This window comes from Enterococcus sp. C57, from assembly GCF_040887305.1.
GTDB classification, from domain to species: domain Bacteria; phylum Bacillota; class Bacilli; order Lactobacillales; family Enterococcaceae; genus Enterococcus_B; species Enterococcus_B hirae.
In genome coordinates, this window is sequence record NZ_JBFOFP010000002.1 from 273,307 (window position 1) to 292,753 (window position 19,447).

Annotated in this window: 18 protein-coding genes and 1 pseudogene; 4 read left to right on the forward strand and 15 right to left on the reverse strand. The window is 36.8% G+C overall.

The genetic code is table 11. The annotated features are described in order from the left end of the window. Positions 1-153 precede the first annotated feature (153 nt). Entirely contained in the window at positions 154-351 is a 198-nt protein-coding gene (locus AB5M32_RS03210; protein ID WP_010718754.1) for a cold-shock protein, read from the reverse strand. A 293-nt stretch (positions 352-644) separates the two neighbouring features. Beyond that, entirely contained in the window at positions 645-839 is a 195-nt protein-coding gene (locus tag AB5M32_RS03215) for a hypothetical protein (protein WP_010719054.1), read from the reverse strand. Between the two features lie 391 nt (positions 840-1,230). Between AB5M32_RS03215 and AB5M32_RS03220 the strand changes: the two are divergent. Then, a pseudogene (locus AB5M32_RS03220) lies at positions 1,231-1,416 on the forward strand (transposase); the annotation flags it as partial. 182 nt (positions 1,417-1,598) lie between these two features. Here AB5M32_RS03220 and lepA read toward each other — a convergent pair. Beyond that, positions 1,599-3,434, reverse strand: a complete 1,836-nt coding sequence (gene lepA, locus AB5M32_RS03225) for a translation elongation factor 4 (protein WP_010719053.1) — start codon at positions 3,432-3,434, stop codon at positions 1,599-1,601. Positions 3,435-3,580: 146 nt separating this feature from the next. Between lepA and AB5M32_RS03230 the strand changes: the two genes are divergently transcribed. Genes AB5M32_RS03230 through AB5M32_RS03240 form a run of 3 tightly spaced genes read left to right on the forward strand, consistent with a single transcriptional unit; the run spans position 3,581 to position 5,970 of the window. Next, on the forward strand, positions 3,581-4,801 hold the full coding sequence (locus AB5M32_RS03230) for an enhanced intracellular survival protein Eis (protein ID WP_010719052.1): 1,221 nt from the start codon (positions 3,581-3,583) through the stop codon (positions 4,799-4,801). A gap of 16 nt (positions 4,802-4,817) precedes the next feature. After that, on the forward strand, positions 4,818-5,312 hold the full coding sequence (locus tag AB5M32_RS03235) for a nucleoside 2-deoxyribosyltransferase (RefSeq protein WP_010719051.1): 495 nt from the start codon (positions 4,818-4,820) through the stop codon (positions 5,310-5,312). Next, entirely contained in the window at positions 5,305-5,970 is a 666-nt protein-coding gene (locus AB5M32_RS03240) for a hypothetical protein (RefSeq protein WP_010719050.1), read from the forward strand. Before AB5M32_RS03235 ends, AB5M32_RS03240 begins: the two co-directional genes overlap by 8 nt. 469 nt (positions 5,971-6,439) lie before the next feature. Here AB5M32_RS03240 and clpB read toward each other — a convergent pair whose 3' ends face one another. From clpB to AB5M32_RS03300, 12 genes are all read right to left on the reverse strand, one after another. Further along, a complete protein-coding gene (clpB, locus tag AB5M32_RS03245; protein ID WP_178286173.1) occupies positions 6,440-9,052 on the reverse strand; it encodes an ATP-dependent chaperone ClpB in 2,613 nt (870 codons plus the stop codon). Between the two features lie 213 nt (positions 9,053-9,265). Next, on the reverse strand, positions 9,266-10,309 hold the full coding sequence (locus AB5M32_RS03250) for a lysylphosphatidylglycerol synthase domain-containing protein (protein ID WP_178286171.1): 1,044 nt from the start codon (positions 10,307-10,309) through the stop codon (positions 9,266-9,268). Between the two features lie 10 nt (positions 10,310-10,319). Then, entirely contained in the window at positions 10,320-10,592 is a 273-nt protein-coding gene (locus AB5M32_RS03255) for a DUF1294 domain-containing protein (protein WP_178286169.1), read from the reverse strand. Between the two features lie 26 nt (positions 10,593-10,618). Then, positions 10,619-11,524 carry a diacylglycerol kinase family protein gene (locus AB5M32_RS03260; RefSeq protein WP_025480176.1) on the reverse strand — a complete coding sequence of 302 codons (906 nt, stop codon included), beginning with the start codon at positions 11,522-11,524 and terminating at the stop codon, positions 10,619-10,621. Positions 11,525-11,656: 132 nt separating this feature from the next. After that, positions 11,657-12,889 (reverse strand): peptidase T, encoded by a 1,233-nt coding sequence (gene pepT, locus AB5M32_RS03265; RefSeq protein WP_010719045.1) that lies wholly within the window; start codon positions 12,887-12,889, stop codon positions 11,657-11,659. 14 nt (positions 12,890-12,903) lie between these two features. Next, positions 12,904-14,025, reverse strand: a complete 1,122-nt coding sequence (locus AB5M32_RS03270) for a Nif3-like dinuclear metal center hexameric protein (protein WP_368024305.1) — start codon at positions 14,023-14,025, stop codon at positions 12,904-12,906. After that, the gene (locus AB5M32_RS03275) at positions 14,025-14,723 is read right to left on the reverse strand and encodes a tRNA (adenine(22)-N(1))-methyltransferase TrmK (protein WP_010719043.1); all 699 of its coding nucleotides are present in this window, start codon (positions 14,721-14,723) and stop codon (positions 14,025-14,027) included. Before AB5M32_RS03275 ends, AB5M32_RS03270 begins: the two co-directional genes overlap by 1 nt. Positions 14,724-14,839: 116 nt before the next feature. Next, positions 14,840-15,274 (reverse strand): lipoprotein, encoded by a 435-nt coding sequence (locus tag AB5M32_RS03280; protein WP_010737674.1) that lies wholly within the window; start codon positions 15,272-15,274, stop codon positions 14,840-14,842. 507 nt (positions 15,275-15,781) lie between these two features. Next, on the reverse strand, positions 15,782-16,708 hold the full coding sequence (gene dnaI, locus AB5M32_RS03285) for a primosomal protein DnaI (RefSeq protein ID WP_081127514.1): 927 nt from the start codon (positions 16,706-16,708) through the stop codon (positions 15,782-15,784). Next, positions 16,708-18,096, reverse strand: coding sequence for a replication initiation and membrane attachment family protein (locus AB5M32_RS03290; protein WP_178286162.1), 1,389 nt, complete (start codon positions 18,094-18,096; stop codon positions 16,708-16,710). Before AB5M32_RS03290 ends, dnaI begins: the two co-directional genes overlap by 1 nt. 40 nt (positions 18,097-18,136) lie before the next feature. Next, positions 18,137-18,643 carry a transcriptional regulator NrdR gene (gene nrdR / locus AB5M32_RS03295; RefSeq protein ID WP_063627173.1) on the reverse strand — a complete coding sequence of 169 codons (507 nt, stop codon included), beginning with the start codon at positions 18,641-18,643 and terminating at the stop codon, positions 18,137-18,139. Between the two features lie 443 nt (positions 18,644-19,086). Further along, a complete protein-coding gene (locus AB5M32_RS03300; protein ID WP_010719038.1) occupies positions 19,087-19,419 on the reverse strand; it encodes a hypothetical protein in 333 nt (110 codons plus the stop codon). Between the last annotated feature and the right edge of the window lie 28 nt (positions 19,420-19,447).

The window sequence follows — 19,447 nt, forward strand, 5'->3', positions numbered from 1 at the left end:
ATAATAATGGATATTTTATAAAGGGGCGAAAAAACGGCGAAATTATTTCTTTAATAGAATATTTTTTCCCCAGTAGGGCTCGAAGATACGACCGGACGGTTATGAGCCATTATATAAAAAAACCACCTCAATCGAGGTGGTTAAAGTTCAACATTATTTTACGATATTTACCGCTTGAGGACCACGTTGTCCTTCTTCAATGTCATAAGAAACAGCTTGACCTTCATCTAATGTTTTAAATCCATCGCCTTGAATAGCTGAGAAGTGTGCAAATACGTCATTTCCATCTTCACCAGTGATAAATCCAAAACCTTTATCTGAGTTAAACCATTTTACTGTACCGTTATTCATATATATTTCCTCCTAATACGTATATAATACGTGTTTTGTTGCAATTAATATTACTTGGTAAAAGGAGTTTTTATAGTGTGAATATATCGCTCAGATTACGTTTCAAATTAGATTACTTAATTACTATAACACGGATGCAATGGTAACACAAGGATAACTGCTTGATACACTTTTTAATACAAAATTTGGAGTAAATATTTAGAATGATTAATTAAAGGATGAAAAATTTGAAAATAAACGACTAACGCCACTAATTACAATATTACATCATTTACTTAAAACTTTAATAAATTTTACTTTTCTACTATATTGACTATTGCTTTTCCACAAATTAGTTCTTGTTCTAAAACTGATTTTATTTGCAATGCACATTCTTTTGAAAATGGTTCAGCCTCTTTCCATGATCCTAATAGTGGATAATTATTGATTACACTTTTGACATATTGTTTGTTTTTTACTCCTCGTGTTTGTACTTCTACATAATACATAGTGATACCTTCTTTATTAGTTTTTTATGTAAAGACTACTCTTATGAGTAGTCTCATAGATAATAAATCGCAGTAAAATACAGGAGATCTTTGTGAGGTTGATCGTAGTTACTACGAAATTTATTTTGTGCTACATAGTTTAACCTGAATAATGCGAATACAACATGAAATATCTTGTAGCACATTATAATTATAATCTATTAAATTAAGTTTTTTTATTTGTTTTTGTTATATCTAATATAAAAAATATTACCTGATAATAAAAAACATTATATTTAACCAAAAATGGCAGAATAGAAATACAATCTATTTTTATAAAATAGATTAATCAAAAGCAACTAAAAAGAGCTACTCTTTCAAGTAGCTCTGAATAGATGTCATCAATCTTAAAAAGAAAAGAGATCATTCACTATTTGAGGACTGTTTATCCAGAGAAGTCAGCCGGCTACCTGAAACTTAGGCGACAACTTTGCGAACATTTAAAAAGTTTCTGCCACAGATCCAAAACGCCCTCCGCTACAGTTATTCAAACGGACCACTCGAATGTTTAAACAACCATATTAAAATATTAAAACGACGGATCATGATTCGACACGGTAAAACTATTTTAACCAAATAAAAAGAACAGAAAGAAGTTTTTCTTCTTTCTGCCCCAAATTATTCTAAGATTTCTCTTTACCAACATCATTTGACAAAGAGCCTGAGAAAACCGTGGGAAAAACAGATAAAAAAGGTCTAGCTCAATGGCTAGACCCTTTGCTATTTCTTCGGTTCATCCTCATCCATTTTCAGAACAGCCATGAAGGCTTCTTGTGGGACTTCGACGCTACCGATTTGTTTCATTCGTTTCTTTCCTTCTTTTTGTTTTTCAAGAAGTTTACGTTTACGTGAGACATCTCCACCATAACATTTTGCTAAGACGTTTTTACGTAATGCTTTGATATCTGAACGAGCAACGATTTTTTGTCCGATAGCTGCTTGGATCGGCACTTCAAATTGTTGACGTGGAATTAGTTTTTTCAGTTTTTCAACGATTGCTTTTCCTCGTTCATAAGCAAAATCTCGGTGAACGATGAAACTTAACGCATCGACTTTTTCTCCATTTAATAAAATATCCATTTTTACTAACTTGCTCTTTTGATAACCGGACATTTCATAATCCAAGGAAGCATAACCTTTGGTACTAGATTTTAGTTTATCGAAAAAGTCAAAAACGATTTCAGAAAGCGGAATATTATAAACGACATTCACTCGATAATCATCTAAATAATCCATTGTGATGAATTCTCCACGTTTTCTTTGGGATAATTCCATCACTGCACCAACGAAATCATTTGGAACCATGATCTGTGCCTTCACAAAAGGTTCTTCAACATCTTGGATCGTTACTGGTTCTGGAAAATCTGCTGGATTATCGACGACTGTCATAGACCCATCTGTTTTATTCACATGATAGATTACAGAAGGTGCCGTTGTGATCAACTCTAAGTTGAACTCACGTTCCAAACGTTCTTGGACTACATCCATGTGTAATAAACCTAAGAATCCACAACGGAAGCCAAAGCCAAGGGCTTGTGAGGTTTCAGGTTCAAACTGTAGTGCTGCGTCGTTTAGTTGTAATTTTTCAAGTGCTTCACGCAGATCATTGTAGCGGGAAGTATCAATTGGATATAATCCACAGTAAACCATTGGATTCATTTTACGGTATCCAGGTAGCGCTTCTTCTGCTGGATTATCTGCCAACGTAACTGTGTCCCCTACTCGTGTGTCTTGGACCGTTTTGATGCTTGCCGTGATATACCCTACATCACCGACCATCAAGAAATCTCTAGCAACAGCTTTTGGTGAAAAGACTCCCACTTCTGTCACATCAAATGTTTTGCCGTTACTCATCAATTTGATTTTATCGCCTGGTTTGACCATGCCGTCTGTGATTCGAACATTCAGAACGACTCCTCGATAACTATCGTACACGGAATCAAAGATCAATGCTTTCAAAGGGGCATCCAGATCGCCTGATGGGGCTGGTACATATTCAACGATTTGTTCAAGTATTTCTTCAATCCCAATTCCTGCTTTAGCACTAGCCAGGACTGCCTCACTGGCATCGATTCCGATAACATCTTCGATTTCTTGTCGTACACGTTCTGGATCAGCAGCTGGAAGATCGATTTTATTGATGACTGGCAAAATTTCCAGATCATTATCCAAAGCTAAGTAAACATTTGCTAATGTTTGAGCCTCGATTCCCTGTGCCGCATCAACTACTAATACCGCACCTTCACAGGCTGCTAAACTCCTTGATACTTCATAAGTGAAATCGACGTGCCCAGGGGTGTCGATTAGATGGAAGATATAGGTTTCGCCATTTTTGGCTGTATAATTCAATTCGACAGCATTTAATTTAATCGTGATTCCACGTTCACGCTCTAGATCCATTGAGTCTAATAGCTGATCCTGCATTTCACGAGACGTCACAGTGTTCGTCTTTTCCAGAATACGATCGGCCAGCGTTGATTTTCCATGGTCGATATGAGCAATGATCGAAAAATTTCGAATTTGCTCTTGTCGTTGTTTCATTTTTTTTATATCCATAGCGTCTCCTCTTTTCGTTTAATCAGCACCTCTCATTATATCAATGAAAAGCATGAATTTAAAGACTTTTTACCTAGTCAGCTTTAGAAGTTTTTTTTATGAAAATTTGCTATACTAATAACAAGTAAATAATTGGAGATGAAAGAATGGATGAAAAAGATTTCAGAGAAAATCTTGAATTAAAACCTGTTACTGAAAAAGATGTTGATCAATTCAATGAGTTATTGTCTTATGTCTTTCAAGTAACAGAAGCAGACATCGAAGAAAGTGGTTTTGAAAGCAAAGGGGCATTTATTCGCTCCAAGCGCCCAATCTTGGAACTATCGGAAGTATTTGGCTGGTTCCACCATAACAAATTGATTTCTCAAATTGCGATCTATCCATGTGAAGTCAACATCCACGGTAAACCATACAAAATGGGTGGCGTTACCGGTGTCGGAACGTATCCTGAATATGCAAATCATGGATTGATGCAAGATTTGATCTTGGTTGCGTTAGATAATATGCGTAAAAACAAACAATGGATCTCTTATCTTTATCCCTATAGCGTGCCTTATTATCGACGCAAGGGTTGGGAAATCATGTCTGATAAGTTGACATTTAAAATTCGTGATACCCAATTACCGAAGAATGTTCCTGTGGATGGAATGGTTGAACGATTACCAGTAGATCATCCAGATGTTTACCGAGTGTATCAGAAATTTGCGGCTCAAAATCACGGTGCTTTGTTTCGTAGCCAATTTCATTGGGAAGAATATTGGCGATTTGAAAATAAAGAGGAACGGACAGCTGCGATCTACTATACGAAAGAGCATGAACCAATTGGTGTTTTATTTTATTGGGTCGCTGAAGAAATTTTCCATGTCAAAGAGATGTTTTACTTGAATCAAGAAGCTCGGAATGGTTTATGGAATTTTATTTCAGCACACTTTTCAATGGTTTACTGGGTTCACGGTGACATCTACAAAAATGAGCCACTGGCTTTCTTGATTGAAGATAGTCAAATAAAAGAACAGATCGAGCCTTATTACATGGCGAGAATCGTAGATGTCAAAGAGTTTCTGAAGCAATTCCCCTTCGTTTCTACTGCGAAACCTTTCCACTTTGTTGTCGAGGACCCTATCGCCTCATGGAACAATGGTGTTTTTGGGTTGGTCTGGAACGAAGACGGACAATTGGATGTCGTGGACGAACCTGTCGGACAATCGGTCCAGTTGTCCATTCAAACATTAAGTTGTTTGATGATGAATTATCGTCGCCCTTCTTATCTTGCAAGGATCGAACGAATCAAAACAGATGATGAAACACTTAAAACACTTGAATTGATTCTTCCAAATATGGAAGCTTATTTCAGTGACTATTTCTAAGAAAAGGACGATGAAAATGAATATTTATTTTGCTGCCCCGCTTTTTGCGAAAAGTGACTTATTATATAATGCGAAACTTGTAGAAGAAATCAGGAGTCTTTCCAATGAATTAACCATTTATCTTCCGCAAGAAAACGAAGCGATCAATGATAAAACAGCCTATGCTGATAGTCAGATGATTGCTTTAGCCGATACAGAAAAGGTGTTGGAAAGTGATTTGATGATTGCACTATTAGATGGTTTGACGATCGATCCTGGTGTTGCATCCGAAATTGGTGTTGCCTATGCTAAAGGGATTCCTGTCATTGGATTGTATACAGATAGTCGGCAACAAGGCGGTACCCACCCGCAAAAAATTGCTGCTTTACAAGAAGTAGCTGAAAACCAATTCCATTATTTAAATCTTTATACAATTGGGTTAATCAAGCTAAATGGCGCTCTCGTAACTAGTGAAGAAGCGCTACTCAGTCAAGTAAAGACTTACTTAGATGGAGGTTTGAGCCATGAATAAGACAATGAAAAAAATCCAACTTGCACTTGTTGCTTTTGGTGTGTTTGTGGTTTGTTATAACCTTTATGAATTTATTACTAAAAAATATTCAACTACTCAGGGAGTTACTTTCATCATCGAATCTTTAGCTGGGATTCTATTGATTTTTCTCCCTCAGATCGTTAGAAAGATCGCAAAATTATACGTTCCAGATGCCATTGTTTTATTTTATTGGTTTTTCTTGTTTATTTCCGTGTTCTTAGGTACCGGTATGCATTTGATCAGTATCATTTCATTCTGGGATAAAATTTTACACGCCGTTAGTCCTATGGTATTGACTGCCCTAGGTTACGGATTGATCGGCTTATTATTGAAAGATGCACCAATTGCGAAGACTAGTCCATGGTTGTTTTTACTGTTTGGTTTTGCCTTTGCTGGCCTCTGTGGCGTGTTCTGGGAATTTTGGGAATTTCTCTGTGATCAATTCTTAGGAATGAATCTCCAACGGTTTGCCGCTTCAGATGGCACCTTATTTGTCGGACGAGCTGCTTTGATGGACACGATGGGTGATTTATTCACAAATACGATTGGTGCATTGGTCATGGGAATCTTTGCTTGGACCCAAGGAAGAAACAATCGTGATTATTTTGAAAATTATCGGTTGAAAATTTTGAAATAGAGCAAAAAAAATATCACATTAAAGAATTGTGACAAAAGTGAGATGCTTCCTAAAAATGGTGCGTGAAAACGTCAATGGTTAGGTGGCATCTCATTTTGTCTCACCCACTTATTTCTTATCATCAACCCTTACGGTGATTTTGTTACCATTCCCAATGAAAATTGTACTTAGTGACAAGGGTTGAAATGATGGGAACCAAAGAAGATATTTACCTGCCCACGCCTATTTATATGGGGAATAAAAACATTACCTTAGTAGATGAACTTGGAGATAACGATTGAAATCAACTTATTTTATGAATGATTTATTCAGACTTATGACCAAATTACAAAAAAACAATAAAGCTAGGTGGTTGACCTAACTTTATTGTTTTTTTATTAAAAGCTGAGATGGTGTGTGACTCAACTTGAAATTTGATCAATTCTACTTCTCATCAACACACATTTCCTTGCGAAAGTTCACCGTTTCTTTACTCTTCCGTATCTTCAAGTTCTTCCGTTTCGAAATGAAGTTTCTCTGCTAGCAAGGTAATCGTTACTTTAGATTTTGGTAAGATGTGTCCTGCTACGATTTCTTTGGCTAATGGTGTTTCTACTTCTTTCGTAATAAAGCGTTTCAATGGTCGAGCCCCGTATGCTGGTTCGTAGGCATTTTCTGCGATCCATGTTTTGGCTTCGTCGCTGATTGTTAGATGAATTTCTTGATAATCCAATCGTTTTGCCAATTGTGCCACCATTTTATCAACGATTCCTTTCACATTTTCAAGACTTAATGGTGTGAATAAAATCGTATCATCGATTCGATTTAAGAATTCTGGTTTGAAATGACCTCGAAGGATCGTTCTTACTTGTTCTTCCACTTCTTCAGGGATAGTGCCATCTGCTGACACTCCTTCTAATAACAGTTGAGAACCAATGTTGCTGGTCATGATAAGAACGGTATTTTTGAAGTCAACTACACGTCCTTTAGAATCAGTTAACCGTCCATCATCTAATACTTGTAACAAGATATTGAAGACATCTGGATGGGCTTTTTCGATTTCATCGAGTAAAACGATCGTATAAGGATTTCTGCGAACGGCTTCCGTCAATTGTCCGCCTTCTTCATAGCCAACATAGCCTGGAGGAGCCCCAACCAAACGAGATACGGCATGTTTCTCCATATACTCACTCATATCGATCCGCACCATGTGTTCTTCAGAATCAAATAAGTTTTCTGCTAAAGCTTTCGCTAATTCTGTTTTCCCAACTCCGGTTGGTCCTAAGAATAAGAAAGAACCTAGTGGGCGGTTTGGATCTTGCAATCCTGCTCGAGAGCGAATGACCGCATCACTGACTGCATCTACTGCTTCATCTTGTCCAATCACACGTTTATGCAATGTTTCGTTGAGCTTGATTAGTTTTTCTCGTTCCCCTTCAACTAATTTTGTGACTGGGATACCAGTTAAACGTCCAACCACTTGCGCAATTTCGTTTTCAGTGACTGATTCTTGAACCATTTTGATTTCACTGTCTTTAGCTTTTGCTTCCAATTCCTTTAATTCTTTTTCTAATTGAGGAATCGTTCCATGACGTAGGACAGCTGCCCGTTCTAAATCATAGTTGTTTTCTGCGTCTTCTAATTCATGTTTGGCTTTATCGATTTCCGCACGTTTAGAAGAAACACTATTGACTTCTTGTTTTTCTGTTTCCCATTGCATTTTCATCGAGTTTGCTTCTTCACGAAGATCAGCTAACTCTTCTTGTAGATTTTTCAAACGTTTTTTACTTGCATCGTCTGATTCTTTTTTCAATGCTGCTTCTTCGATCTCTAATTGCATCAAGCGACGAGTCACTTGGTCTAGCTCAGTCGGCATAGAGTTCATTTCTACTCGGATCGTTGCACTTGCTTCATCGATCAAATCAATTGCTTTATCTGGTAAAAAGCGGTCTGTGATATAACGGTCAGATAAAGTTGCAGCAGCAACTAACGCATTATCATGGATGTTGACTCCATGATGGATCTCAAAACGTTCTTTCAATCCTCGTAAGATACTGATCGTGTCTTCTACAGTCGGTTCTTTGACTAAAACTTTTTGGAAACGTCGTTCTAACGCTTTATCTTTTTCCATATATTGTCGATATTCATCTAATGTAGTAGCACCGATTAAATGCAATTCACCTCGAGCAAGCATTGGTTTCAATAAATTTCCAGCATCCATGCTGCCTTCAGTTTTCCCTGCACCAACGATATTATGGATTTCATCAATAAATAAGATGATTCGTCCATCACTTTTCTTGACTTCTTTCAGCACAGCTTTTAATCGTTCCTCAAATTCACCACGGAATTTAGCACCAGCAATCAATGCCCCCATGTCTAATGAAAAGATCGTTTTATCTTTCAAGTTTTCTGGCACGTCTTTTCGTACGATACGTTGTGCTAACCCTTCTACAATTGCTGTTTTACCGACACCAGGTTCACCAATCAATACTGGATTATTCTTGGTTTTACGAGATAAGATACGGATAACATCCCGAATTTCTTCATCACGTCCAATGATTGGATCCATTTTCCCGCTTCTGACTTGTTGAACAAGATCAACGCCGTATTTTTCTAATGCTTTGTATTGTTCTTCTTGATTTTTAGATGTCACCTTTTCTCCTCCTCTCATGTCTTCGATATTTTTACGTAACTCTTTTTCTGATAAACCATTTTTGGTCAAATAAACCGTTAATGAATAATTTTTCAATTTCATCAAGGCTAAAATTACAATCTCTGTTGAAAGAAATTCATCGCCAAAACTTTCTCTTAACTGGTCTGCTTCATTTAATAAACGGAATAGATTTTGGCTTAGATTCTGACCATATTGGACGTTTCCCCCTGAAACTGTGGGATATTCATCTAATACACGATCTACTTCCTTTTCAAACGTATCAACATCCATTCCCGCATCAGTGTATAGATTGCGCCCAAAATGGTTTGGTTGTAAAAAAATCTTCCACAAATGCGCAATATCAATTTCTTGATGTTTTCTTGTGACAGCGATTTGTTGCGCTTCAGCAATCGCTTCTTGAAGCGTGGTTGTCATTTTTTCAATGTTCATTTTACTTACCTCCTGAATATAAAATTTCAATATTCAATATGATACATCTCGTTCCAATAAACATTATACCTCTTTGGTCAGTCTTGGTCAAAAGATAACCTCGCTTATTTTATCGGAAATAAGTGATCAAAAAAACACAACAGAGCCAACTTGGATGGACTTACTGTTGTGTTTTAGATCTAATAAAATGACTCTATACAATCGCTGTAATAATCAATTTGATTCTTTTTTGTTGTTTTTTACATCTTGGATCTCTTGTTTTATTACCCTTCGACGATCAGCAATCACGTAACATAACCCATAAATAAAAGGTAAGATAAATGAGCTAAACCGATACAGTAATAAAGAAGAAACAGCATCTACGGTTCCCACAAGTGGTCTGAATAACAACAGATAGACAAATTCAAATGAGCCGATTCCAGCTGGTGTAGGGATGACACCAGATAATACTACCGCAAAACTGATAAATGAAAAGGTCAAGAGAAAGTCGATCGTGGGATGGTTTTCAACGAAAAAGAGATAGGGCATGATATACCAAAAAATAAGTTTGACCATATTCCAAAAATAGATGCGTAATAGAGCTGTTCGATCTTTGACAATTGTCTGGACAGTTTCTCTCAACGAATAGATTTGTGTATTACATGTATCTACCCAACTTCTGATGCGTTCACTTCGAAACAGTTTGTTTGAGATACTCACAAAGAAAATTTGTAGATTCAGACTCATTGAGACCATCAATAAAAAGGCAATGATCAGCCCAGTTAAAATAATGCCAGCAATAATGAACCAAATCATGTTTGGTCCTTTGGAATAAAATAAAGAGAACTGGATGATCAAACCAATGATCGCATAGGTAATCACGGCTAATTTATACATAATCATATGCAACGCAGTGACACCTGCACCTTGTGAGTATTTCATTCCTTTTTTATTATAAAAATAAATTTCTGAAATCAAAGTGCCTGTTCCAAATGAAACGATTCGATAAAATGCAATATAGCAAGATGTCCAAAAACCATCCCAAGTGGAAAATGTTGGTTCGAAAGGCTGGGCAATCTCTTTGATTGAACGCCCTTCTGCCACCTGATAGATCGTTCCTAACAAGAATGCCGCTACCAGAACGATAAAGCTTGTAGACAGCAATTCAGCGAAAATATCTGCAAAAGATTGGTTGATCAAATAATAAATAATGGCAAAAATTCCAATCATTAAGAATAGATTTAACGCTATTTTCGTTTTTGCACCTTTTGTCGCCATCAACTACTCCTTAATGAAAAAAATAAATCAACAGTAAATCCATCAATACACCTAGTACAAATCCTACTGTAAATTTCTTTTTTCTCGTTTTATGATGGAATACTTTACGAGAAATTAATCCCCCAATTCCACCGCCTAATAAACTAACAAAAATCAAATTATTTTCTGGAACGCGCCAACCGCCTTTTTTTGCTTGATACTTATCGTAACCCATCAAACAAAATAAATATAAATTGACAATCACTAAATAAAACCACAAAGGATTGTGTAGTAAAGCTTCCATACGTGTTTTCCTCCACCTCTAGCACATCATTTTTGCTCTTCTTTAGGAGCAAAGACCGACAACCCTTTTTTGACTACGACTAATTCGATAGGCAGATTATCTGTCGTATCACCATCTGTACGAGTGCCAACTGATTTTTCCCGTGCTTGGATATTGATTTGACTAGCAGTCAAATAATTGATACCTGGGACAGAGTAAATTTTTCCTTTGATTAAACGAGGCAAATAAAAAACAAATCGAAAAATATCTAAAGATGGGATGATTGTGACATGAAACATACCATCATCGGGTGAAGCTGAATCATCAAAATTCGTGTAACCACCTACTGAGTTAGACATTGTGACTGTCAATAATTGTGTTTTTCCTCGCCAATGTTCTTTTTCTGTTTTGATATCTAAATGATACTTTCTCTTTTTTAATAATAACTTGATGAACCGTTTGATAAAAATCCAAGAACCATATTTTTGCTTTTCTTTTTGACTGATCCAAACAGCTGTATCTGCCAGTATACCGATCGTTAAAGTTGAGATAATGACTTCATCATTGACTTTTCCATAATCGATTTGACGGATTTGTCCCTCTAAGATAATGTCTGCAGCTTTTTCCTTTTCTAATGGAATACCGAGAACACGGGCTAAATTATTGACTGTTCCTCCTGGTAGTAGTCCTACTTGATAATGCTCAAGTTTATCTTGAAAAGCCTGTACAATATGATGGATCGTACCATCGCCTCCGATTACGATTAAGGTATCTGCGTGCGTTTCTTCAGCTTTTTTGACTAATGTCTCATGCTTGATCGAAGGACCTGTTTCCGTTAGATTGATGATTAGTTCTGGTCGTTTCTTTAAAGCATATTCTTTAAACCAGCTTGCTAATTTTTCACCTTCATCTTGTCCTGAGCTTTGATTATAAAAAACTAGCAATTTTTCCATTTCTTTCTTCCTCCCATTTTTACACAAAAACCAAGGGGTCAGACGTTCCATTGTTGGAATACGCCCACCCCCAGCTAAAAGGATAGATCCACTTCGTTCACTTACTTGATCCATCCACGTTCCTATTTGATTTTATACGTTTGTATTCAATTCTGCAATTTTTACAATCACATCTGTTGCTTTTTCCATCACTTGCAGAGAAACAAACTCAAATCGGCCGTGCATATTTTCGCCACCTGCGAACAAATTAGGCGTTGGAATGCCTAGATAAGAAATTTTCGATCCATCTGTTCCACCTCGTACTGGTTCAATCACAGGCTCGATTTCTAAATCGATCATCGCTTGTTTTGCTAATTCAACAATGCTCATATCTTTTTCAATAATTTCTCGCATATTATAGTACTGATCATACATATCAACTTTCACGCGTGTCTGATCGAAGCGACTATTTAGTTTTTCTTGGATTTCAGTAATTTTCGCTTTCCGTGCTTCAAATTTTTCTCGATCGTGGTCACGGATAATATAACTCATAGTTGCTTCTTCGACATTTCCATTTAATCCCATCAAATGGAAGAACCCTTCATAACCTGTCGTTTTTTCTGGGACTTCATCTGCTGGTAGTTGATTATGGAAGTCTATCGCTAATTGTAATGCATTGATCATCGTATCTTTGGCTGTACCAGGATGGACATTTTTTCCTTGAATTGAAATATTAGCCTGAGCTGCGCTGAATGTTTCATATTGCAATTCGCCTAAAGGTCCACCATCAACGGTATAGGCAAAATCAACATCAAACTGCTGGACATCAAATTTATCTGCCCCTACCCCAATCTCTTCATCTGGTCCAAAAGCTACTTTGATCTCACCATGAGGGATAGTTGGGTTTTTCAGCAGAATTTCCATTGCGGTCATAATTTCAGCGATCCCAGCTTTATCGTCCGCACCTAACAACGTACTGCCATCAGTTGTGATCAATGTGTGTCCTTCGTAGTTTTTCAAATTAGGGAAGTCTTTGGTATTTAATGTATAATGTTCTTCACTATCTAGAACAATCGTTGATTCCCCATCGTAGTTCTCAATGATTTGTGGATTAACATTTACTGCATTGAAATCTGCGGTATCCATGTGGGCAATGAAACCGATCGAGCGAACTTTCTTTTCAATGTTACTTGGCAATGTTCCTATAACAAATCCATTTTCTTCATTGTAAAATACATTGGTTAGTCCTAAATCTTCTAATTCCTTTTTTAAGACTTGCGCAAAAGCGACTTGTGTTTGTGTCGAAGGAGTCGTTTGACTACTTTCATCAGATCTGGTTTCAGTCTTAACATAGCGTAAAAAACGTGGTAAAAGATTTTCGTACATACAACAGCTCTCCTTTAGTTAAATTGAAATGGGTTCGTATCCGTTTCTGAAACAAAGAAATCAACGGTCCAATTTTCTTCTTGTTTCCATTTCTCAAATTTTTCGACAAACTTTTCTTTACATAAAGATTCAATATAATGACCTGGATCAATCGCAATCAAGCCTGCACTTTGCATATCTTGAGCTGTGTGGTAATAGATATCTCCAGTAATATAAACATCCGCTTTTTGAGCTACTGCATAAGGATAGAACTTTTCGCCACTACCACCACAAATGGCGATTCTTTTAACAGTGCTCTTTGTATGAGTTGGACGAACAACTCGTAACCCTTCTAATTGGAAGGCTTCTTTTACTTTAGATACAAAGGTATCTAAATCAAGCGCTTCTGGTAATTCTCCGATTCGACCGATCCCCCAGGTTTGAGTCGGTTCGTCAATTGAAAACAAATCAAATGCTACTTCTTCATAAGGATGGACACGATACATAGCTGATAACACTTTTTCCTCACGGTCTTCAGGAAAAATCACTTCCACTTTAGCTTCTTCTACCTTTTCTAGTTGGCCCTTTTTACCAATTGCGGGATGTGCCTGTTCATTCGATCGAAAACGACCTTCGCCAATACTGGTAAAACTTGTATGATCGTAATGACCTTGTTCACCCGCACCAGCCTCAGCTAAAGCCTTACGTAATTTGTCAGCGTCTTCAATCGGTACATAAACAGCTAGTTTTTTGTAATGCCTTGTATGTGTCTTTAACAAATAATTTTCGACATTGATTCCTAACGCTTCACAAAACCAATCATTCAATCCATCCTCGATAATATCCATATTGGTATGTGCTGCATAGACAGCAATATCATGTTTTAATAAATCAGCATACATTTTTTCTTGTGGATGATCCGTTGTTAATCGTTTAATTGGTCGAAAAATGGGAGGATGTTTGGCAATTAACAAATCAACCTTTTTTTCGATAGCTTCTTGCACAACTTCTGGACGAACATCTAATGTCATCATTATGCGTTGAATCGGTTTATTTAACGTTCCAAGGTGTAGCCCTACAGGATCTCCTTCTTCAGCCAACCATTGAGGACAATATTCTTCAAATTTGCGAATAAATTCATTACCGTTGATCGCCATTAAGCTAAAACCTCCTCGATCATCTGAATTTCTTTTTTTATCGCTTCAACACGTTCTTCTTGGTTCTGTGCTTGTGCCAATTGTTTTAAAATCGCTTGCCTTTGTTTTAATTCTCTTTGCCATTTCTTTTGGAAGACCACTGTTTTTCCTTGCAATAAAAATGGACCAAACAGAATCTCTTCCTCATTATAGATATGCTTCGTCGGTGTTTTTTCAGCTACAATGATTTCATAGATTTTTTTGTTTTCCTCTAAAATCTCTTCTGCAATGATTTGATAGTGATTGTCTTGCAACCATTTTCTCACTGCTTGCTCGCCAATATTTGGTTGGAGAATCAAACGCTCCTTCCCTGTTAAACGATGCTGTTTGGCGCCTGCTTCTAAAATATCTCGAATCAAAGCCCCACCCATACCAGCAATCGTGATCGCATTGATCTGATCTGTTGGCTCAATCGCATCTAATCCGTTAGCTAAACGAACAACGATCCGCTTTTCTAAACCATTTTTCTGTACTTGTTTTTTTGCTGACTCATAAGGACCTTTTACCACTTCGCCAGCTACAGCAAATTCAATTTTATCCTTTAACATTAATGCAACTGGCAAGTAAGCGTGGTCAGAGCCAATATCTGCTAAAAACGCTCCTGTTGGGACATGTTCTCCCACTAATGCTAAGCGTTTCGATAAATCTAAGTGGTTCATACCTTCACTCCTTCCCCCTCATTATAACATTTTCCCTATAAATGAAGGAGATTTGAAAAAGAAAAATTTCAAATCTCCTGATGAGCTATTTGCTTTTACGAAACGTTTAACACTGACTATTCAATAACTCTTACCTCAACGATCGAATTACCAGGAATTTGCGGAGGGATTGACATTGTCATAATTGGTTTTTCTTTTAAAGTAAACTTGATCTCGTCACCTTTTTGAAAAGATTCCTTACCTCCGACTAATTGATCATTCGAAACATTTAGTGTTACACCATCATTATCAAAAGAGGTTCCAATATTCTCGGGGTCTTCGATTTCATCTACATTGACCACTTTGATTTGAATGGTATCATCGACTGAGTCATCAATACTTTCAATTTCACCCTTAAAAATACTTTGTCCTTCGTTAGAAGAATCCTTCGCTTTAGTCGTTGTTTCCGCACTAATCGAATCGATCGATGCCTCATTTTTATCTCCATTACCACAACCTGTTAGCGAAAAAAGTAACCCTGTCGCCAACAAACAAGAAAAAATCACTTTCATATCTTTATCCTCCGGCTAATTATTTACATTACTTCAATTGATGATCGTTCTTTGACTTTTTATTTAGTTGACGATAATCAATACATTCTGTTTTTAGTCGTTCAATTTTGTTTTTGATACTTGTTCATCAGAAATTTATGGTTGTCTTTTTTCGTTACCATGATGACTATTGATCAGGCATAAGCTTCTCTGTAATCATCACTCTATCCAGTATGACACCACTTTTGTAGCTTGTTACGATCAATAAAAGTGGCGTTAAGTATGAATTCAGATACACTTTCATCTCAAATTATGAGTTTCTTAAATAACTAAGTGAACATCGAGAGTCATTGAAAAGAGAATTATTTGCAGACTTCTCTCAATTAATTGTTTGCATTGCTTATTTTCCTACCCATCAAAGCAATAGGCAGGAAATAGGGCAATAACTAATTCAGCAAAAGTCTTTCTTGATCACATCTTCTAAGCCTACTAAGGCTACAATTATGACTTCTATGCTTTCTCTTTTCGCTAGCCATTTCTCCGATTGCGTCCAGTCATTTCAATTTCTTTTGTCAAATAACGAATCCGTTCCATGATTCGTTTGGCTTTCAATGGTTCTTCATCTCCACGCTGTGTCACAGCAAGATGTTGTTCCAATTCATTCATTGTAAAATTGGAAGAGAAAAAGGTTGGTAGTTGCTCTTGCATTCGATATTGCAAGATCACACCAAAGACTTCATCTCTGATCCAACTACTCATTGCATCAGCGCCAATGTCATCCATCATTAAAATCGGTGAACGTTTGACCGCATCTAGTTTTTCTGCGACTTGATCTTTTCCAATCGCTTGTTTCATTTCAACAGCAAAAGTCGGAAAATGGACAAGTGTAGTTGTAAAGCCTTTAATGGCTAGTTCTCTGGCAGTTGCCCCTAAAAGATAGGTTTTTCCTATTCCAAAGCTACCAACTAAATAAAGTCCTTTGTGATATTCTTTGGGACTTGCACTATAATTTTCAACAAAGTCTAGTGCTTCAAAACTTGCATAGCTCCGTCCATCGGTACGCTCAAAATTATTGAAAGAAGCATCTTGGATATCTTTTGGCATATCGACAGCTTTGATCCGGTTCCTAATTTCTTCTTGTCTTTTCTTCGCCAATAAGGCTTCTGTTGGAACATAAGTCACATCGACATAATGAAAATTCAAGGTTAGCTTGGGCTCATAGCCAGGAGCGATCATCGTAGGATCATTTTTTTGGTATTTTCGTTTTTCTTGGACAAATTCATATAGTTTTGCATAACTTTTTTCGATATCTGCTTGTGTTAATTCATCTTTGTGATCCGCCAAAAAGGCTTGCACATCTGGATCGTTGAGGACTTCTTCGATCATTTCAGCAAATTTTTGTTGATAATTTCGCTGGCTGATGATCCGCTTTAATTCTTTTCCTACATCTTCCATTAGCTATCTCCCTCCTTCTTGGCAAAATATTCTTTGAATCGTCGTTCGATCTCCGCTTTTTTCTCACTACTGATTTTTTTCTCTTCTTTAGGCTGGTTGACCCAATCCGGTAGTTTCTCACGACGAACGTTTCGACGATTAGTTGAATAATTCTGGTTCGTATTTTTAGTATTTTGTTTGACTTTGCTATTGGTTTTCCGAATATGTTCAATGGCCTCTTCTGGGGTCATGATCTTTTTTTGTGCCCATTCGTTAGCGATCGTGTTGACAAAGCTTGCGGTTAAGCTAGGACGATCTTTGATTACTAAGACATAATTGATCAGGATATTGATCAAACTATTCGACAATCCCGATTGTGAAACTAAATCCTGTAAAAGCCAAGTTTCTTGTTTTGAGACATAGCCGCCTTTTGCTTGTTTCAGTGCCTCTAAGTATTTCATTGGCGGAATGCTTTTGGCTTCGTTCACTAACTGTAGTGTCGCATTTGTCAGATCAGTTGCTTCCTTAGGTGTCTCATTCTGATTGGCAGAGGTTGCTTCTTCTTTTTGATTAGTCAATGTATTTGTTCGCTTCGTCTGTTGGTTCATCAATACGATGCGTTGAAGCTCTTTGACAGATACTGTCTGCTCAGAAAAATCATACGCTTGTACGACCCATTCACCTAATGTCAACTCATCCACGCCATAAAGTAAATGATACATTGTTAACTGTTCCTTCAATGATTCATCTAGATTCATGATATGTTTTTTTGCCAACCAATCTGTCAAAAAGCGCCAATCAAGAGTGGATTGTTCCATGGACTTCCCCAGATCAGTTGATTTGGTTGTAAATGACTGTTGGTTTTCCTCGAGTTTCTCTTGATCTGCAGCATAAGTTTTTTCATTAAAGCGATATACTTCTAAAAATTTCTTCGTGATCTTTTGATAATCATTCGTCGAAAAATGTTCCGGCTGAAATAGTTGGATCAACTGATCGAAACGCCGTTGACCGACTTTTTCTAATAGCAGAAAAGACAATAATGTATCTTTAAAAAATGCTAACGGTTCAATTGGCTCAAGTAACTCATAAATAAAACATCCCCCTAAGCTAGGGTCTTCTTTGAAAAAAACTTCTAAAAGTCCGATCCCTTCTAGTTTTTTTCGTGCTTCATAAAGCTGAGGAATACCACAATTCAAGCTACTTAACAGATCAGCATGTAATCCTTCCGGTCCAACGCCTTTTTGTAAAGGAATTTCTGATAGTAAGGTAAAATACAAACTCAAAGCTTCACTGCCGATTAATGGCTGGTAGAGATAAAGTAATGAGGATTTCCCTTCTTCTCTTAGCGGATAGCTTTTTCTTCCTTGGTAGATATTTTTAGGTTGAAGCTCTTTCCATGCGTTATCCAAGGAATTTGGCCTCCTTTTATGACTTGATTTTATTTCTGATTTATTCGTTGTTTTCTTTATGATTCTCTTTATGATTCTCTTTATTATTTTCTTTTGCTTTATCAACGATGTCTTGTAATTCTTTTAAAAACACCGACATATCTTTAAATTGACGATAAACACTGGCAAAACGGATATAAGCAATCTCATCTAAATTGACCAGATCTTCCATCACGTATTCTCCGATCAACGTCGTCGATACTTCATTTTCACCAAGACTTCGCACCCGATTTTCAACATGATTTACGATTTGCTCCATTTGTTCCATCGCAACTGGTCTTTTTTCTGCTGAACGGATTAATCCTCTTAAAATCTTGTCACGATTAAATTCTTCCCGTTCCCCATTTTTTTTGATCACTAATAAAGGTGCTGCTTCAATTCTTTCAAATGTTGTAAAACGAAAAGAACAGTTTTCGCACTCTCGTCTTCGACGAATTGCTCGACCATCATCCGCTTGTCGACTATCAATCACTCGGGAATTGTTATGTTGACATCTAGGACATCTCATTATTTTCACCTCTTAATCTGAAATTTTTCTGATATACATTCATTTAACATATTGAATCAATTTATATAGTATTGATTCAACGAACATTCAAAGGATAAATTTTCATTCGATAATAGTTACGTAAATAATTACGTATGAAACAATATTTTTATGATTCACTCCTGCTTTTCATAAAAAAAATTTCACACATGTAACTAGTTGTATTATAACATGAAACAATTCTTACAGGCGACTCTCCTGTATAAAAAACCTCGTTAGAAGAACCTTTTTTTCAATCGATTGATCGAAATTGTTCCAAAGCAAAACAATTAGGCTTGACTTTCGAGAAAATTGCATGTAAAACAGTGCTTCTTAAAAACTTCTTTCAGGTGCATACTTCAAAAAAACAGAGAGTGAGACAAAACTTGTCTCACTCTCTGTTTCAACAGTCTAAGTTATACCCATTAAAGTTTTTCTTCAATCCCTGTATAATGTTTCATTCGTTGTTCATCGATTTTTTGTTGTTCAGGAATATGATCGGCTTCTGGTAAAGGTGTTTTTTTGTGTGTTGGATCATCTTTTTTTCGTTCTTGTGTCAGATCTTGCTCCTTGGCTTCTTTTTCTGCTTGTTGGTCTTCTAATTCATCGACTCTGGCTTTGTAGCGTTCATCATTTTCTTTTGCAGCTTCTGATTGTGCCCGTCCTTCATCTACCAGTTCATCTTTATTCAAGATCTCTCCTAGTTTTTCTTTTGCAGAACCGACTACTTTATCTTTTTGATTTTTAAAAGTCCCCATACCAATCCCCCTCTTTTCTTTATATTCA

What these genes read in the sequence shown, in the direction of transcription:
- AB5M32_RS03250 (WP_178286171.1), bottom strand. Translation starts at nt 10,309, where the DNA reads ATGGCGACAAAAGGTGCAAAAACGAAAATAGCGTTAAATCTATTCTTA.
- AB5M32_RS03260 (WP_025480176.1), bottom strand. Translation starts at nt 11,524, where the DNA reads ATGGAAAAATTGCTAGTTTTTTATAATCAAAGCTCAGGACAAGATGAA.
- clpB (WP_178286173.1), bottom strand. Translation starts at nt 9,052, where the DNA reads ATGAACATTGAAAAAATGACAACCACGCTTCAAGAAGCGATTGCTGAA.
- AB5M32_RS03215 (WP_010719054.1), bottom strand. Translation starts at nt 839, where the DNA reads ATGTATTATGTAGAAGTACAAACACGAGGAGTAAAAAACAAACAATAT.
- nrdR (WP_063627173.1), bottom strand. Translation starts at nt 18,643, where the DNA reads ATGAGATGTCCTAGATGTCAACATAACAATTCCCGAGTGATTGATAGT.
- AB5M32_RS03300 (WP_010719038.1), bottom strand. Translation starts at nt 19,419, where the DNA reads ATGGGGACTTTTAAAAATCAAAAAGATAAAGTAGTCGGTTCTGCAAAA.
- lepA (WP_010719053.1), bottom strand. Translation starts at nt 3,434, where the DNA reads ATGGATATAAAAAAAATGAAACAACGACAAGAGCAAATTCGAAATTTT.
- AB5M32_RS03210 (WP_010718754.1), bottom strand. Translation starts at nt 351, where the DNA reads ATGAATAACGGTACAGTAAAATGGTTTAACTCAGATAAAGGTTTTGGA.
- AB5M32_RS03255 (WP_178286169.1), bottom strand. Translation starts at nt 10,592, where the DNA reads ATGGAAGCTTTACTACACAATCCTTTGTGGTTTTATTTAGTGATTGTC.
- AB5M32_RS03230 (WP_010719052.1), top strand. Translation starts at nt 3,581, where the DNA reads ATGGATGAAAAAGATTTCAGAGAAAATCTTGAATTAAAACCTGTTACT.
- pepT (WP_010719045.1), bottom strand. Translation starts at nt 12,889, where the DNA reads ATGTACGAAAATCTTTTACCACGTTTTTTACGCTATGTTAAGACTGAA.
- AB5M32_RS03280 (WP_010737674.1), bottom strand. Translation starts at nt 15,274, where the DNA reads ATGAAAGTGATTTTTTCTTGTTTGTTGGCGACAGGGTTACTTTTTTCG.
- AB5M32_RS03270 (WP_368024305.1), bottom strand. Translation starts at nt 14,025, where the DNA reads ATGGCGATCAACGGTAATGAATTTATTCGCAAATTTGAAGAATATTGT.
- dnaI (WP_081127514.1), bottom strand. Translation starts at nt 16,708, where the DNA reads ATGGAAGATGTAGGAAAAGAATTAAAGCGGATCATCAGCCAGCGAAAT.
- AB5M32_RS03235 (WP_010719051.1), top strand. Translation starts at nt 4,818, where the DNA reads ATGAATATTTATTTTGCTGCCCCGCTTTTTGCGAAAAGTGACTTATTA.
- AB5M32_RS03240 (WP_010719050.1), top strand. Translation starts at nt 5,305, where the DNA reads ATGAATAAGACAATGAAAAAAATCCAACTTGCACTTGTTGCTTTTGGT.
- AB5M32_RS03275 (WP_010719043.1), bottom strand. Translation starts at nt 14,723, where the DNA reads ATGAACCACTTAGATTTATCGAAACGCTTAGCATTAGTGGGAGAACAT.